Below are 16,616 nucleotides of genomic sequence, written 5' to 3'. Positions count from 1 at the left end.
CGCACTCGTAATGCGCAGGCCAGGGGTTCAAATCCCCTCGCCGGCTCCAGTATTAGCAAGGCCTCCGGGGTTTATTCCCGGAGGCCGTTTTCCTAAAAGTCGCCCAAACGTCGCCCAAACTTTCAAAACACCTAAAAAACCTATTTAAATACATCGTCTGTTTTGCCATAAATTTACTTTTATCCAGATAGGTAGTTCTTAATTTTTAAGTAATTCTTCAAGTTTATTAACAGCTTCTTTTTCTTTTTCTGGAATCAGGTGAGAGTATATATCATAGGTTATTCTAATACTACTATGGCCCAGGCGATCAGATATATATTTTATATCTACACCTGTGCTTAGTAATAGGCTGGCATGCGTATGGCGCAGGCAATGGAATTTCAATTTTGGCAACCCTATATCTTCGAGATATTTCGGAAACCAACTGCTAATTGTATCTGGGTGCAGGGGTTGCCCATCATTTTGGCAAAATATATAATGATTTTCAGATTGTATTATTCCTTTGGAAAGAAATTTTTCTTTTTGTTTTGTACGATGTTTTCTTAGAACATTTATTACTTCTGGCGAAATATCAATGGTTCGCCGGCTTTTTTTGTTTTTAGGTAACTTTGTAAATATCCCTTTTTCTTTGGTGTATGATAGAGACCGCCTGACGCTTAGCTTTCCTTTGTCGAAGTCAATATCCCTCCATTGTAATCCAAGTAGCTCCCCTCGGCGTAAACCTGTGCGTATACCGACAAAAACAAGTGTGTAATACTGGCCTGAATTAAGACTGGCTTCAAGCTCTTTTATTTGGTCGCTATTAAGTATTGCAACCTGCTCTTTCTCGTCATCATCTTCTGGCAGAGGAAGCTCCACCAGGTCGGCAACATTGCGGTGGATTAACTCTTGTTTATATGCAGCCTCCAAGATGCGGTGTATTACGCGCTGGTGATAAATAATGCTTCCGGCGGAGAGTTGCCCTTCTCGGCCATCGAGCCTTCCACCTTCAATTATTTTTTTATAAAACTGCTGCAGATGTATTGGCTTTAGCTTGTCCAACTGTATTTGACCCAGCCAGGGAACCACGCGAAGATCAATTATTTGTTTATAGCGCCGGTATGTGGTGGGAGCAAGTTTAAGCTTTCCGTAATCATCAAGCCACATCGTTGCAAACTGGCCAAACGTCATATCGGAGGGATCTATATAGGTGCCTTTTTCGATCTCAGTAATGAGTCGGGCCATCTCTTTTTCGGCTTCTTTTTTGGTGCCCTTAAATGCCTGGTAAAGTCTCTTTCGCTTGCCGGTGGCCGGGTCGCGGCCTGTTTCAATTACGATTGTCCAGGAACCTTTGTTGCGCTTTTCCAAGTGCCCGGGCATTGTATCACCTCCGGTTTTTATAATTATAATTATAATTAGTAGTGAATCAAAAGCTTATGTTTGGTTTATTGAGCAAAAATATTCCCGGCCTGGGCCGGGGAAAATAAAAACATGATTATTATTTCTTTTTCTTGGTACTTCCTCCTTCAAGTTGATTTTTCACTTTGCGCTCTATCTTTTTAATACTTTCTACTATTGGTAAATCTTCTGGTATTGTACTACCCAACTCTTTAATTGTCTGACGAACGGGGACTTTTTAAAACCCTTTTTGGTATGGATTTGCTTCTACATAAGTCCACCATAAAGACCTTGATAGCCATGAATGCCGCTATGCTGTTAGTTTTAGACTTTCTCTGTATTCTGCTGCTTCGGCAACTAGTGTGAATGTGACGGTAGCATTATGGTGTTCTTTAACAACTCTTTCAATTTCAGATAACGGAACTTTGAAAAATTCTTTTCTGTTATTGACCTTATTTACTTCATATTTTTTAAAGGTTTCGTGTAAGATGGCCTCTAAAGCTGGGGCATCCTCAGAAAAAATCATTGCGTGCACATCAAATGGGAATGGCACTGAAGCATCGCCTAGCTCTTTAATTCTTTCCATTGGCTCTAATCTTCTTGTCATGCCAATTTTATATACGTTTTCACCAAAAGAGCCAATATTGGATATAACATACACATAACCAGCTCTGGTATTTTGCTCTCTTTGAAGTATATTTTCCTTATCATTTTCTAATTGCTTTAACTTATTTTCTAATTCTTTAATCTTATCAATATAAAGTACTTTTTCAGCATCGCTAGGCGATTTTTGCATATAAGCCATCAACTTATTAATTTCATTCTTAAATTGCTTCTCTTCTTTCTCTATTTTCTGTTTTTCACGTTCTATTTCTCTTCTTACCTTTTCTTCTTCAATCATTTGCTCCCTAATAGCCTTCTGTTGCTCCCTTTCTTGTTCTTTTTTTAATTCAAATGTATAAACCAAATTTAGTTGCTCTAATTTTATTTGTAATAGCTCTTCCGTTAAAGCTATTCCATCGGTAGAGAAAATTTTATTTAAAGTTTCAAAGCTCTTTTGAATTTTCCCTCGCTGGGAGTCAATGTTTTTAGCGCTTAGCCCAAGCAGAATATTGTCACATTCTGCGTTAAAACATCTAAGCATTTGCTTGATATTGTTATTTATTTCTTTTTTGGTTTCTGATGATGAAACCTTAACTGCATTATTATTTTTTAATAGCTCTTTTTCTTTTACCTTAAGTAAGCTTAGCTTATTCTTGCATTCCTCTGATGAAATACCTTCATACATAGAGTATTGATAGGAAGCAACCACAGCTTCCTTGTTCAATGCATCTATTTCCTTTTGTAACACACTTATTTCTTTGTTTAAGTTATTAATTACTTGTTGTAGTTCGGAGTTCTTTTCTTGTTTTTCTTTCTCCATTACCCTTATAGCTTCCTGTTTATCCTCTTCAAGTTTTGCTAATGTCTGCTCATGAAGGCTTATCTCATCCATCTTATTGCTTATTTTTTCGTCTAATGCATCTATTTCACCATATTTGGCACTAAGAGCGCTTTGCTCTTTATGTTGTAGGTATAATAATACCAATCCGATAATAACCGGTAAATAAAAGGACCATAGCGCAAACATTAAACAAATAAACCAGGTTTGCAAATACCACTTTCCTTTCAAATTAATAACCCCCTTTGATTATTAATTAAGCAGCAAATTGACAGTTTTACACCCCCTTCTAAAAATATTATTGAACTTTGTCGAAATAAAAAAGCCACCTTTACGGTGACTTACTTTTTGCAAAGTGCGAAGCCATGGCGATTTGAGTTTCAATAATCTGCTTAACAAATATTGGTTCCATACCGTTTGATGACGCAATTTCAATAACCTCCATCCACTGCCTGTCCTCATATTCCTTAACCTGGAGCAAGTTTTGGTAGTCCCCCAGGGAAGGAGCACTTTCTCTAATTAGGCCTACCATAACACCAATAATCCGGTGCTGTGGTCCAAATTCAATATCCTCATAATTTGGGTTGGCAGAACGCAAAAATACCCGGTCGTTTTTCTCTATGTAAAATTTCAAATATGCCTCCCATGAAGCATCCTCAACGCCAGCTGCCACAATCTGACCGTGGTTAGCGTAATCAGCCTGTTTAAAAACAGCAATATCTTCGGTGAGAATCCCGGCGTATATCATGCTGTCGCCTTCGACACGGAGACAAAAGTCACCTTTTATGTCCGATGGCACATCGATCTGCCCCTCCCAATTCTGCTCGGCTAGGAGAGGGAGGCCAGCATGGATGGTGCCGAGGATGGGGACTTTTGTTGCATCTTTTTGTTGTTGCTCATTCTTGTTAAATTTTCTTTCTAGTAACTTAGAATAGACTTCTCTGGACTGAGTGTTTATCTCTCTAAGCATTTTGTTTGCTTTAAAAATGGCTTCCAAGGTTTTGTCGGTGCTAGCATTTAGAGGCAAGTTATTAATAATTTCTATTAGTTGCATATTTGTATTCTTTATAGTTTCCCCTAAGATTTTAAAATCCCCAGATAGAGAAGAATAGCCAGCGGAAGCCATGAGGTAATCGTAATTTACATTAAGATGTGGGGCAAGTTTTTTAAGTGTATCAGGCGTTGGTTTGGTTTCTCCACGCTCTAATCTTGCAATTGTTGAGTTATCTACCCCACTAGCTTCAGCAAGCTGAGATTGGCTTTTAAAGCCAGCCCTTTCTCTTAGCTTTTTTAATATTTTTGAAAAATCTCCATTAATATTCATTAGGCAAATCCTCCACTTAAAAACATTATAACTATTGCAAGTATGCAATGCAATAAAATAGAAAAATATCGTTATTTGGTATTGCATTGATTCCAAGCCTATGTTATTATTTTATTGCAAGGAATCCATGCCAAGCAGGGGGTGAGTATATATGGCTCATATGGGTATCGGTATCAAGATCAATGTCCTGGAAAAACTTCAATCAGATAAATCTCTTAGTGATTCACAGTTGGCAAGCAAAATTGGTGTAGATTATTCGTTGCTATGGAGGATAAAGACTGGACGAAGCAAGCCCGGTCAAAAGTTTATTGCTAAACTTTTGACGGTTTTCCCAGAGATTAAATTCGAGGATATATTTTTTTTAGAAAATATGTCGCATGGATTCCAAGAAGAGATAGCGTGCAATAAAAACAAGCCTACCGGCACAGAAGGAAGGTGACCATCATAGCAACCCAACACACCTACACCTGCCCCCACTGCGGCTTTAGCGGCAACCTACCAGCATATTACTGCGAAGGGTGCGGAAAGCCACTGGGGCCGCAAGTGGTGGTGGATGCAACCGGGGTAGAAAATTAGGAGGTGTAACATGGCTAAAATCGTTCAACTAACCATTGGCGATCAACATCACGAAATGGCCGTCAAGGAATACCACGGCCAACGGGTAGTAACATTTCGGGACATTGATGAGTTACACCGGCGGCCAGAAGGAACGGCAAGGAGGAACTTCAACGAGAACAAACATCACTTTATTAAAGGCGATGATTACTTCGTACGAAATTCGTACGAAGCTAAAACTGAGTTTGGCATCATAGCTCCCAATGGATTAGTGCTCCTTACCGAATCCGGCTATTTGATGCTGGTCAAATCCTTCACCGACGATCTGGCTTGGCAGGTACAGCGGCAACTCGTTAACCACTACTTTCGCAGTAAAGCCCTAGCGGCTCCTAAAGATAATTCTCTCCGCCAGGCCGAAATCGAAGCCCGGCTGCGTAACGCAAAAACACGGCAAGCCCGGCTTATGAAACAGATGGCCGAAGATTTTAAGGGCCAACTATCACCGGAATCCATTCAATTGTTGATTGCTGGGGCTACCGAATTAATCATGGGTAAGGCGCTCCTGCCTAAGCCGCAGATTGATATTCACTTTACAGCCACCGAGATTGCCGAGGAAATCGGGGTATCTGCAAATAAGGTTGGGCGGGTAGCAAATAAGCTAAACCTAAAAACTTCTGAGTTCGGAAAGTGGATTCTAGATAAGTCTCCACATAGCGATAAGCAAGTTAAGACATTTGTATATAACGAGAAAGGGCGACAGGCACTGTTTGAGGCCATTAAAAGAGAAATGCGAGTTGTGCCAATTAACGGTGCGGCGGATAGCGATACTACCGGCACCGGCTAAGGTACGCGCATACCACCGGTGCCAAAGGAGGTGATCGCATGCAATGCAAGTGTGGCAATGAGCTTCCTGAGGAATTCAGATTCTGCCCGGCCTGCGGCAAGCCGGCCCCCAAACCTCAAAACCCGGTGCCACGCATAGCCGATGAACTTGAGATAAAACAAGTTGATCCTATGCTATCACCGGTTGAAGCTGCCCGACTGCTAAAAATAAGCCGTTGGAAGTTGGATGAACTGCGTATCCAAAAAAAGTTGCCGCCTAACTGTTACGTTATTATTTCCGGAAAAAAGAAAAAAACAATCCGTTACCGGGCAAAAGAGTTACTTAACTGGGCCGGGACAGTGGAGGGGCCATTAACCACTGCTGGATAACGCATGGACAAGGAGGGGGTGAAACGAAAATGTCAGAGCTTTATGTAGCGATCGAAAAAGACAAGCTGGACCGATTGCGCCAACTGGCAGCCAGCCAGACCAAAAAGCAACGCCGGCTATATATCAACGCTGACCTGCGCGAAGCCCACCAAAACGCCGATGTCGTTAGGAAAATCATTGAGCTGCTTGCATATGAAACATCGACGGTTGAAGAAGCCCTAAGAGTGCTTACGCTGACCAGCATCACAATCGAAGAAGCCAAGGTTGCAATGCCGCGATACCAAAAAAGAAACGCCATCCAAGGGAGGTGACCACATGTGGTGCATTTGGAAAAGATGGAGATGGCTACAGAGACGCCGGGAAATCCGGGCCAAGGCCAAGTTTTTCGCAGTCGGCAGGGCCGTCCGGTGAAACGCCGGTGGCGGGCCGAGCGCTGCGTGCCGCTGCAGGTGTTGGCCTGGATCCTGGGGGCGATACTGATGATGCCGCTGTGGCTATGGCTGATAGGGTGGTGGATGCGGTGACCAAAGCAATCGAACCCGAAAACCTGCGGGTATACGCCAAGCCTACGGCGGGACATGGGTACGCGGTTATTGCCGAAGATACCAGGACTGGAAGAGGCATTGTAATTGGAACCTATGCCGGCCACGACGCGGCCAAAAAAGCTGCGAGGTACATTGAGTACCGGGCCAAACAGAAGCAGATTTTTATCCGGATATGAAAGCGGGGTGAAATGATGCCGGAAACAAAGATGTGCCCGCTGATCTTGATTGCATCCGACATGGACGGCGAAAATTCGCAGTGTGTCATGGATGCGTGCGCCTGGTGGTGGGACGGGGGTTATAAAAATGGCAAATGCGCATTCATGGCCATCGCAGACGCACTACATGACATTGCCATAAAAATGCGGGATGTATAGGCGGGAGCATGCCCGGCTACCGGTACCAGCAGCCGGGGTGGAGGGAATAAGGGGTGGTTTCTACTTACTATTAAACACCCGGAAGGGGGTGAAAACAATGTTTAAAAGTGCACGAAAGCTGGCTGGGTTAAGCATAGAAGGTGCAGCATTCCAACTTAATATAGGCAGCCGGACACTGGTAAATTATGAAAATGGCCATACACTTACGCCACCGGATGTAGTCCTTAATATGTCTGAAACATACCAGCAACCCCGCTTGGCCGCAAAGTATTGCGCGGAACAGTGCCCGATCGGGCAGAAATATGCGCATAGTGTACCGGAAAAGGACCTGGCAACTGCGGTACTTGGCTTGATCAAGGAATACAACGACGTTAAAAAAATCCGTGACCGGCTAATTGAAATCTCTGCTGATGGGGTGATAGACGAAGACGAAAGGCCGGACCTGGAAGTGATACTTCAGGAACTGGGCGAGTTGGAATTGGCCATAGAAACCCTGAAGTGGTGGGCAATGTCAGAGCTAAAAACACAGAGAAACAGAAAACCCGCCCCGGCGATGGTGGCCGAAGAGCGGGTGGTGTACGGGCAAAAAAATAGAGCCGTTCTTTAAACGGCCAGATAAATACCCAAACCCATTTTACCACGCCGGGCCATGGCGTGGCAAGGAAAGGGGATAAAATTGGACCCCACGATGGAAAATCCGGTGCTGAATATTATGCATAAATACATCATGATTTTTGCCCATGACTGGGCAAGGCATAGTGATAGATATCTGAAAGGCATGGCAGCCGGTGCCATACACGCCTGGTATGCAGTTGCCCTGGAGATGGTTCGCACCGGGCAGGTAACCATAGATGATGACCAGCTAAACGAGATCAGAGACGAATATCTTTGTCTTATTCATGAAGGCTGGTGCCAAAAAGATTAGCCCACCCGGCGCCCAGCCGGTTTTAGTGGCCGGGTGGCAATACACAGAAAGCGAGGCATCCCCCGGAGCCGGCTGGGAGTGCTTTTTATAACGGAGGTGCATCGTGAGCAAAGTTTTGGATGCTGTAAACGCGATTAAGGCCGCAGAGGCCGCGGTAAAAGATATAGTTCACCCGCTGGCTATCACGGTAGGGCAGGATTACAGTGCAAGTTGAAACCTTGCGTGACTTAGAGCAAATCCCGGGACAAGCAGTGTTCAAAGATGAAGACCAACTCGAATTCCCTGTCTGGGCGCAAAAGGAATATAAAGGAGTAATCTTCTTCTGCGTAACTACAAAGGAAGAGTTTGCGAAGAGTGCATAAGTTTAACCCCCGGCCCAACCTGTTCTCAACAGGTGGGCGGGCTGGGGGGGATTTAAAAAGGAGGTCCATATATTATGAAAATCTTAAAGCTCAGCCTTAAAAACTTCAAAGGTATTCGGAGCTTCACCCTGGACACTCGGGGTGGCAACATTGACATATACGGCGACAACGCAACAGGAAAAACCACTTTGTTTGATGCCTTCATCTGGCTCCTTTTTGATAAGGACAGCCAGAACCGTAAGGACTTCGATATCAAAACCCTCGATCAAAATGGCCAGCCTTTCCATGGACTGGAACATGAAGTGGAAGGCGTGTTCGATATCGGCGGCCGCACAATAGCCCTGCGCAAGGTCTACGCCGAAAAGTGGACTAAAAAGCGCGGTAGCGCAGAGAAAACTTTCACTGGACATACAACTGATTATTACATCGACGGCGTACCGGTGAAGAAAAATGAATATACCGCCCGCATTGCCGATATCGCTGATGAGGAGGCTTTCAAGCTCCTCACAAATCCCCTCTATTTCAATACCCAACTCCACTGGCAGGACCGCCGCAAAATACTGCTTCAAGTCTGTGGCGACATCTCAGATGAGGAAGTCATTGCTTCCGACAAAAGCCTTTCCAGACTACCGGACATCTTGCAGGGCCGCAAGCTGGAGGATCACCGGAAAGTCATAGCCGCCAGGCGGGCCGAGATAAACAAGGAACTCGACCGGATCCCGGTCCGGATCGACGAGGTCCAACAGTACCTGCCTAATATAACCGACATTGACCCGGAAAAAACTGCGCAAAAAATTTCCACACTTAAAGAGGCTGTAAAGGAAAAGGAACTGCAAATTGCACGCATCGAGTCCGGCGGCGAGATTGCGGAGAAGACCAAGGCTTTACGCGAGGTCGAAAGCCAGCTGCTTGAGATTAAAAACAAACACAGGAGCAAGTACGAATCCTGGGTACAGGAACAGCAAAAGCAGCTCAACGAGGCCCGGGAACGGTTCTATAACCTGCAGGGCGACATCAAGAGCCTGGAAAGGTCCCTGGCGTCCAACCAGGAAGCCGCGCAGCGCTATCAAAAGCAGATGGACGAGCTTCGGCAGGAATGGCACAGGGTAAACGCCCAGGAGTTCACCTTCGAGCAGGACGACACCTGCCCCACCTGCGGCCAGCCGTTGCCGGCGGAGAAGTTGGCCGAGGCCAGGGAGAAGGCGCTGGCACGGTTTAATCGTGAAAAGGCTGAACGGCTTGAATCTATTTCCGCCCAGGGCAAGGAACTGAAAGCGAAGGCCGGTGAACTGGTGGCTGAAAATGCAGAAATTGAAAAGAAACTCAAAGACGCCCGGGCCAAGCTGGTAGATGCGGAAGCTGCGGTCAATAGCCTGCAAAAAGAAGTTGAATCCCTGCGCCAGGCCATGGATGGCTACGCCGACGATCCGGCTTATGTCCAGGCGCTGAATCAGAAGCAAGAACTAGAGGCGGCCATTGCTGCACTGAAAGGCGGCCGGCGTGAAGAGATTCAGCGAGTCCGGGAAGAGATTGCGTACCTGGAACAGCAAATCAGGCAAGCGGAAAGCGCCCTGGCCGACATTGAACGCTTCAACATGGGTCAGAAACGCATCGAGGAACTAAAAGAACAGGAACGCCGGCTGGCGGCTGAGTTTGAAAAGCTTGAAGGTGAGTTATACCTGACCGAGCAGTTTATCCGGACCAAGGTGAACCTGCTGGAGGAAAAGATCAACAGCCGTTTTAAGTTCGCCAGGTTCAAACTGTTCGATGTTCAGGTAAATGGCGGCGTGGTGGAGTGCTGCGAAACCATTTACAACGGCGTACCTTATTCCAGCGGCCTGAATAATGCGGCCCGCATCAATGTCGGCCTGGATATCATCAATACCCTGTCGGAGTATTATGGCTTTACGGCTCCTATATTTGTGGATAACAGGGAGGCTGTCACTAAGCTGATCGAGACCCGGGCCCAGGTTATTAGCCTAATTGTCAGCGAGGCGGATAAAAAGCTGCGGGTGGAGTACCCGGAAACTGAAAGCAAATTGGATATGAGGGAGGCTGTGTAAATGAGTAACAAACCAGCGACAAAAACTACGCCTATGCAAAAACTCAAGGGGTTATTGAATGTAGAAAGCGTCAAGACTCAATTTCAGAACGCACTAAAAGAGAACGCCGGGCCTTTCATCGCCTCAATTATCGACTTGTACGGATCAGACAAATACCTGCAACAGTGTGATCCAAACGCGGTTATCATGGAAGCCTTGAAGGCCGCGACCTTGAAACTCCCTATCAACAAACAGCTTGGATTTGCGTATATCGTACCTTACAAGTCCAAGGGTGTGTCGATTCCCCAATTCCAGCTGGGGTATAAGGGTTACATTCAGCTGGCAATGAGGACCGGCCAATACAAGTTTCTGAATGCTGGTATTATTCGCGAAGGCATAAAGGTTGAACGCAACATCCTGACCGGTCAAATAGAATTCACTGGCGAGCCCACCAGCGAAAAGCCGCAGGGATATTTCGCCTATATGGAACTTCTAAACGGCTTTTCTAAAACCGTATACATGACCAAAGAGGAAGTAACTGCACATGCCAAACGCTATAGCAAGTCTTACAACTTGTCCAATTCAGCCTGGAAAACCAACTTTGACGAGATGGCAATGAAAACGGTGATCAGGTTGCTTCTCTCAAAATACGGCATACTGTCAACCGACATGATTTCGGTACTTACCACTGACAGAGATGGGGATGTGGAAAGCGAGGTCGCAAACGAGATCGCAAATGAGGCAAATAAGGAAACTATTGACGTGGAATACGACATTTCCAGTGAAGAAACCGGGGAATCGCCGCCTGAGATGGGACAGGAGTCGGAGCCGGTGGAGCAGCAGGTAGCCGCCGCTGGCCCCGGGTTTTAGATGATCGAGATAACCGCACTGGCCAGCGGCAGCACGGGGAATTGCTACCGGGTGACGGATGGCAAGACCCCGCTGCTGCTGGAGGCCGGGATCAACTACAAACAGATACAGCGGGGACTTAACTATCAGGTGACAAGCTTGGCCGGTTGCCTTGTGAGCCATGGGCACGCTGACCATGCCAAGGCCGTAAAAGACATGGTTAAGGCCGGGATTGACTGCTACATGAGCCTTGGGACCATTGGGGCCCTGGGTATCAGCGGGCACCGAATTAAGCCGGTGAAGGCCAAGGAACAATTCAAGCTGGGCACCTGGACCATACTGCCCTTTGATACGGTCCACGATGCCGCCGAGCCGCTGGGCTTTCTGCTGGCCAACCGGGCAGGAGATAAACTGCTGTATCTGACTGACACGGCATACTGCCGGTACCGTTTCCGGAGGCTTACGCATTTGATGCTGGAAGCGAACCACAGCCTGGATATTCTGAGGGAAAACGTAGCCAACGGGACGGTACCGGTGGATTTGAAAAACCGGATCATCCGAACGCACTTTGGTTTGGATAATGTGAAGGAGTTTTTAAGGGCCAACGATCTGAGCCGGGTGCAGGAGATATGGCTGATCCACCTTTCTTCAGAAAATAGCCATGCCCAGCGGTTTAAAACGGAGATACAACAACTAACTGGCAAACCTACTTACATTGCATAACTCAAAGCCCGGCGGGCAGCCGATGTCCGCCAGTGCGAGGGGGCGGGATAATATGCCAACTAATTGTTCAACCTGCGGCAAACGCTGCCCATGGCTGCGGCCAGACAATGACCAGTGCATGGCCTGTACGGCTACTTGGTATTGCGGGGTGTGCCGGGCGAGGTGGTGTGAGAATTGACCGTTGATGAATGGGTATCTAGGCTAAACAAACTTGCGCGGAAAATGGATGAAATCACTGCAACAACTCATCCTACCGCATGGGATCAGGATGATCACCTTAAAAAGCTTACAGCCCAATATATTCAGTTAGCAAAAGCTAAGGTGGGAAAGGAGCGTAAATTATGAGAGGCAAAAACCCAACGCGTAGGCAGATGGCTATCATAGAGCAGCACCGTTTAAAACCGGCTAACTGGTTAGTGGTAAAGAATCTGCCGGATGCTCTGCATCTGAAGCATCGGCATACCGGTCGGAGGCGGGTGCTGAAGCTGGGAAGGCGGGCTGGGTGATGAAGATATACATAGCTTCATCATGGAAGAATGAGGAATTAGTAAGAGCATTTGCAAAGATGCTCCGTGATGCCGGGCTTGAGGTTGACGACTTTACCGATGACAGCAGGGGCAGGTTTGTTTTCCACTACTCAGAGCTAGGCAATCTTGATGAACTTGACGCGATTAACTTTCTTGAGGATGAACGCTCACAGAGGGCCTTCCAGGAGGACAAGAAATGGCTTGATTGGGCCGACGCTGTGGTGCTTATTCTGCCCGCTGGCAAGTCTGCTCACCTTGAAGCAGGGTACGCCAAGGGGTGCGGCAAGAAGCTGGTTATATGGCAAATGTCTTTCCCTAAGGGCGAGTTTGATGTGATGTATGGTTTTGCTGATTTAATCACCGACGACCATGTGAAAGTTAAAAACTTTCTGCTGGGAAGGCGGGCTGGGTGATGAGTAAATGCAAAAATTGTTTCCTTGGTTTTGGTGGCAACATGTGCGTAAGTGGGCATGAGCCAGTGCCTGAATGTGAGCACTTTATTCAAAAGCATGTCTGCCGCGGCGGACTTGTGCATGATCACAAAATTACTCCGGATGAATGCCGTGAATGCGCCAAGACCTGCAAGGGGTGTATTGAAATGGCGGTAGCCTATGGGTTTGTTGAAATGGAGCGCGTAGCTCATTTGCTTAAGCAAGAAAGGCGGGTCGGGTGATGGTTAATCCGAAACGCATTGCTAAAGGCTTATACTGGGATCGGGCCTGGTCTCTGGTAGAAGGGTGTTCATATGTTTCCAAGGGCTGCACCAACTGTTGGGCAGCCGCCCAGGCACACATGAGGTCGCACCAACAGAACAACAAGATCCGGGCCCGGTATGAGGGGCTGACCACAGAGGAAGGCCGCTGGAATGGGCAGATACGGATACTGTGCGAGAACCTGGACCTGCCTCTGAAACGCCGGAAGCCGACCGTGTGGGCGGTGTGGAATGATCTGTTTCACCCGGAAGTGCCGTTTGAATTTTTGGCCCGTGTGTTTGGCCACATGCATAGCTGTAAGCAGCACACCTTTATAGTGCTAACCAAGCGCCCGGAACGGATGGCGCGGTTTATAAGTTGGTATCGGGAAAATTGGCTGGGAACTTTTGAGGGAGCGTGGCCCAAGGAATATCCGCATGTTTGGCTGGGCGTCACCGCTGAAAACCAGGAGCAGGCCGACGAGCGCATACCAATCCTACTTCAAACCCCGGCAGCGGTACGGTTTGTGAGTTGTGAGCCGCTGCTGGGGCCGATGAATTTAAGAGAACTGGCATTAGGATCGAACGGACATGGATTAGACTTCAAAGTTGATGCCCTTACGGGATGGGCGCATGGCTATAACGAAAAAACAGGAAAGCCAAAGATACACCGTAACGACGAATTTTGCCGTATCCACTGGGTGATCTGCGGCGGAGAAAGTGGCCCCGGCGCCCGCCCCATGCACCCGGACTGGGTGCGGAACCTGCGGGACCAGTGCCAGGCTGCGGGCGTGCCGTTCTTCTTTAAACAGCACGGAGAATGGCGGGAGTGCGAACCGCCAGACCAGTGGGATAGTGCCAAGTACAAGACGACGCAAGCCCATGGGACACACTTTGTAAAGCTGGGTAAAAAAGCGGCAGGCCGCCTTTTGGATGGTTGCGAATGGGACGAGATGCCGGAGGTGGCGGAGTGATGGAAGCACGCAAATACCCTAATTGCGGTGCTGTTTGGTATAGCGCGGATAGTAGCGAAGTATGGGTTTGCGGAAAGTGCGGGGCTGAGATTCCGCCGCCGGAGGTGGCAAAATGACACCACAAGAATTGGAGCTTAGTACAACGCCGGTATGGGTACGGCCGGAGGTGAAGCTAATTGGATTACCTAGAGTTCCTTAAATCAAAAATAGAAGTTGCTCCCGAAACCGGCTTTGAAATTTCACTTGATGATATAAATCCGGTCCTGAAACCCCACCAAAAAGACGCCGTTCGCTGGGCCGTTAAGGGTGGAAGGCGGGCACTTTTCGAGAGCTTCGGCCTGGGCAAGACGGTGCAGGAGCTGGAGTTTTGCCGCATTGTAACCGAGCGCATGAGTGGCAGGGCCCTGATGGTACTGCCGCTGGGCGTGAAGCAAGAGTTTACCCGGGATGCGGTGCAGCTTTTGGGCATGGAGGCCCCGCTATATGTCCGCAACATGGAAGAGGTGCGGCAGGCTTCCGGCCGGATTCTGCTGACAAACTATGAACGGGTACGGGACGGCGATATTGACCCCAAGTATTTCACAGCCACATCACTAGACGAAGCATCGGTACTACGCAGTTTCGGTAGCAAGACATATCAAACATTTCTCAATAAATTCAAGGGCGTGCCGTATAAGCTGGTATCCACGGCCACACCAAGCCCAAATAGGTACAAGGAGCTTATCCATTACGCCGGGTACCTGGAGGTAATGGATACTGGCCAGGCACTGACGCGGTTTTTCCAGCGGGACAGCACCAAAGCCAATAACTTAACGTTATACCCACACAAAGAGGATGAATTTTGGTTCTGGCTCTCAACATGGGCGCTGTTTATTACCAAGCCGTCTGACCTGGGATACTCTGACGAGGGCTATGACCTGCCGCCGCTGGAAGTCCGGTACCACGAAGTGCCGGTTGACCATAGGACTGCCGGCGCTGACCGTGATGGACAGTTAAGACTTTTCCGTGATGCTGCTGCTTCTCTTGTGGATGCTGCGAAAGAAAAGCGGGACAGTATTGGTACCAGGGTAGCCAAGATGGCCGAGATTGTTGCACAAAGCCCGGATGACCATTTTATCCTGTGGCATGACCTTGAAGCGGAGCGGCACGCCATTAAGAAGGCTATTCCCGGGGTTGTGGACATCTACGGCAGTCAGAACCTGGACACCCGGGAGCAGCGCGTCATCGACTTTTCAGAGGGCAAAATCAGGCTGTTCGCTACAAAGAAGGAACTATCCGGCAGCGGCTGCAACTTCCAGAGGCACTGTCACCGGGCGATTTTCCTGGGTATCGATTATGAGTTCAATGATTTTATTCAGGCAATCCATCGGATTTACCGTTTCCTTCAGACAGAGAAGGTCATCATTGACATTATCTACACCGAAAGCGAGCGCCAGATACTACAGGCACTGCTAAAGAAGTGGGAGCAGCACAACTACCTGGTGGAGAAAATGACGACGATTATTAAAAAATACGGGCTCTCAAGTACATCTGTCACAGATAAGCTGACCCGGAGTATAGGGGTGAAGCGTGTGGAGATTAAAGGTAAACATTTTATCGCGGTGAATAACGATTGCGTTCTGGAAACAGCACGAATGACGGAAAACAGCGTTGACCTTATCCATACATCAATACCGTTTTCCAACCACTATGAGTACACGCCAAGCTATAACGACTTCGGCCACAACGAGGATAACGACAGGTTTTTTAAACAGATGGACTTTTTAACCCCCGAGCTCTTACGTGTTTTGAAACCGGGGCGCGTTGCCGCGATACACGTTAAAGACAGGATACTTTACGGCAATGCAACAGGGACGGGGATGCCTACAGTAGACCCGTTTTCCGACATGACGGTGTTTCATTTTATAAAACATGGCTTCCAATACATGGGCAGAATAACCGTTGTTACGGATGTTGTCAGAGAAAATAACCAGACTTATCGGCTGGGCTGGACGGAGCAATGTAAAGACGGTACCAAGATGGGGGTAGGGTGTCCGGAGTATATTTTGCTATTTCGCAAGCTGCCGACCGATACCAGTAAAGCTTATGCCGATGCTCCGGTTAAAAAGACCAAGCAGGAATATACCAGGGCACAGTGGCAAATTGACGCACACGCTTTTTGGCGTTCATCTGGAGACCGGTTTTTATCAAAAGAAGAGCTTGCGACGATACCCATTAAAAACCTACAGGCTGTTTACCGCAAGTTCTCCCGGGAAACCGTATATGACTACCATGAGCACGTGGAACTGGCTAAAAAACTGGATAAAGACGGCCGCTTGCCGGCATCGTTCATGGTGGTTGCGCCGGGGTCCTGGACTGACCGTGTTTGGGATGATATCAACCGGATAAAAACACTAAACACGTCACAAAGCAGACGGCGGGAGCAATTACACGTTTGCCCGCTGCAGATTGATATAGTTGAACGGATTATCAACAGGTATTCCAATCCCGGGGAAGTTGTGTTCGACCCGTTTGCAGGATTATTTACGGTGCTCGTGGTGGCCATAGAAATGAGGCGCAAAGGATATGGTATTGAACTTAACACTGACTATTTCCGGGATGGTGTTGGGTACCTTCAGGCAACTGAATCAGAAATCAATATGCCGACATTGTTTGATTTTATAGCGGAAGAGGTGGGGTAATATGAGACCAAATG

General features: G+C 47.5%; 21 protein-coding genes. 18 read left to right on the top strand and 3 right to left on the bottom strand.

Annotated features, from left to right (window positions below):
• Positions 1-198: 198 nt before the first annotated feature.
• From BM299_RS16515 to BM299_RS16505, 3 genes are all read right to left on the bottom strand, one after another.
• On the bottom strand, positions 199-1,359 hold the full coding sequence (locus BM299_RS16515) for a site-specific integrase (protein WP_092487001.1): 1,161 nt from the start codon (positions 1,357-1,359) through the stop codon (positions 199-201).
• A 328-nt stretch (positions 1,360-1,687) separates the two neighbouring features.
• Positions 1,688-3,049 carry an SNIPE associated domain-containing protein gene (locus tag BM299_RS16510; RefSeq protein WP_092486998.1) on the bottom strand — a complete coding sequence of 454 codons (1,362 nt, stop codon included), beginning with the start codon at positions 3,047-3,049 and terminating at the stop codon, positions 1,688-1,690.
• Positions 3,050-3,149: 100 nt separating this feature from the next.
• Positions 3,150-4,142, bottom strand: coding sequence for a LexA family transcriptional regulator (locus BM299_RS16505; RefSeq protein WP_165608394.1), 993 nt, complete (start codon positions 4,140-4,142; stop codon positions 3,150-3,152).
• Positions 4,143-4,293: 151 nt separating this feature from the next.
• Between BM299_RS16505 and BM299_RS16500 the strand changes: the two genes are divergently transcribed.
• The 18 genes from BM299_RS16500 to BM299_RS16425 all read left to right on the top strand — a co-directional run bounded on the left by BM299_RS16500 (position 4,294) and on the right by BM299_RS16425 (position 16,602).
• Positions 4,294-4,581, top strand: a complete 288-nt coding sequence (locus BM299_RS16500) for a helix-turn-helix domain-containing protein (protein ID WP_092486992.1) — start codon at positions 4,294-4,296, stop codon at positions 4,579-4,581.
• 147 nt (positions 4,582-4,728) lie between these two features.
• Positions 4,729-5,541, top strand: coding sequence for an ORF6N domain-containing protein (locus BM299_RS16495; RefSeq protein ID WP_092486989.1), 813 nt, complete (start codon positions 4,729-4,731; stop codon positions 5,539-5,541).
• A 38-nt stretch (positions 5,542-5,579) separates the two neighbouring features.
• Positions 5,580-5,909 carry a zinc-ribbon domain-containing protein gene (locus tag BM299_RS16490; protein ID WP_092486986.1) on the top strand — a complete coding sequence of 110 codons (330 nt, stop codon included), beginning with the start codon at positions 5,580-5,582 and terminating at the stop codon, positions 5,907-5,909.
• Between the two features lie 29 nt (positions 5,910-5,938).
• Complete coding sequence (locus BM299_RS16485; protein WP_092486983.1) at positions 5,939-6,220, top strand: hypothetical protein; 282 nt, start codon at positions 5,939-5,941, stop codon at positions 6,218-6,220.
• A 107-nt stretch (positions 6,221-6,327) separates the two neighbouring features.
• Positions 6,328-6,630, top strand: a complete 303-nt coding sequence (locus tag BM299_RS16475) for a hypothetical protein (protein ID WP_131820672.1) — start codon at positions 6,328-6,330, stop codon at positions 6,628-6,630.
• A gap of 15 nt (positions 6,631-6,645) precedes the next feature.
• Positions 6,646-6,828 carry a hypothetical protein gene (locus BM299_RS16470; protein ID WP_092486974.1) on the top strand — a complete coding sequence of 61 codons (183 nt, stop codon included), beginning with the start codon at positions 6,646-6,648 and terminating at the stop codon, positions 6,826-6,828.
• A 97-nt stretch (positions 6,829-6,925) separates the two neighbouring features.
• The gene (locus BM299_RS16465) at positions 6,926-7,435 is read left to right on the top strand and encodes a helix-turn-helix domain-containing protein (protein WP_092486971.1); all 510 of its coding nucleotides are present in this window, start codon (positions 6,926-6,928) and stop codon (positions 7,433-7,435) included.
• 69 nt (positions 7,436-7,504) lie between these two features.
• Positions 7,505-7,753, top strand: a complete 249-nt coding sequence (locus BM299_RS16460; protein WP_092486968.1) for a hypothetical protein — start codon at positions 7,505-7,507, stop codon at positions 7,751-7,753.
• A gap of 203 nt (positions 7,754-7,956) precedes the next feature.
• Positions 7,957-8,115: a hypothetical protein gene (locus BM299_RS19525; RefSeq protein ID WP_165608392.1), complete on the top strand. Its 159-nt coding sequence runs from the start codon at positions 7,957-7,959 to the stop codon at positions 8,113-8,115.
• Between the two features lie 74 nt (positions 8,116-8,189).
• Positions 8,190-10,178, top strand: a complete 1,989-nt coding sequence (locus BM299_RS16455) for an AAA family ATPase (RefSeq protein WP_092486965.1) — start codon at positions 8,190-8,192, stop codon at positions 10,176-10,178.
• A complete protein-coding gene (locus BM299_RS16450; RefSeq protein ID WP_092486962.1) occupies positions 10,179-11,027 on the top strand; it encodes a recombinase RecT in 849 nt (282 codons plus the stop codon).
• Complete coding sequence (locus BM299_RS16445; RefSeq protein WP_092486959.1) at positions 11,028-11,729, top strand: MBL fold metallo-hydrolase; 702 nt, start codon at positions 11,028-11,030, stop codon at positions 11,727-11,729.
• 174 nt (positions 11,730-11,903) lie between these two features.
• Positions 11,904-12,074, top strand: coding sequence for a hypothetical protein (locus BM299_RS19520; RefSeq protein WP_165608391.1), 171 nt, complete (start codon positions 11,904-11,906; stop codon positions 12,072-12,074).
• Entirely contained in the window at positions 12,071-12,235 is a 165-nt protein-coding gene (locus BM299_RS20500; RefSeq protein WP_425429497.1) for a DUF6906 family protein, read from the top strand. The genes BM299_RS19520 and BM299_RS20500 overlap by 4 nt, the downstream gene beginning before the upstream one ends.
• Entirely contained in the window at positions 12,235-12,669 is a 435-nt protein-coding gene (locus tag BM299_RS16440; protein WP_092486956.1) for a hypothetical protein, read from the top strand. Before BM299_RS20500 ends, BM299_RS16440 begins: the two co-directional genes overlap by 1 nt.
• Positions 12,669-12,929, top strand: a complete 261-nt coding sequence (locus tag BM299_RS16435) for a hypothetical protein (RefSeq protein WP_092486953.1) — start codon at positions 12,669-12,671, stop codon at positions 12,927-12,929. Before BM299_RS16440 ends, BM299_RS16435 begins: the two co-directional genes overlap by 1 nt.
• Positions 12,929-13,921, top strand: a complete 993-nt coding sequence (locus BM299_RS16430; RefSeq protein ID WP_092486950.1) for a DUF5131 family protein — start codon at positions 12,929-12,931, stop codon at positions 13,919-13,921. The genes BM299_RS16435 and BM299_RS16430 overlap by 1 nt, the downstream gene beginning before the upstream one ends.
• Before the next feature lie 176 nt (positions 13,922-14,097).
• The gene (locus tag BM299_RS16425; protein WP_092486947.1) at positions 14,098-16,602 is read left to right on the top strand and encodes a DNA methyltransferase; all 2,505 of its coding nucleotides are present in this window, start codon (positions 14,098-14,100) and stop codon (positions 16,600-16,602) included.
• Positions 16,603-16,616: the final 14 nt, after the last annotated feature.

Source organism: Desulfoscipio geothermicus DSM 3669 (assembly GCF_900115975.1).
GTDB classification, from domain to species: domain Bacteria; phylum Bacillota; class Desulfotomaculia; order Desulfotomaculales; family Desulfallaceae; genus Desulfoscipio; species Desulfoscipio geothermicus.
This window is presented reverse-complemented; position numbering and strand designations above follow the sequence as displayed.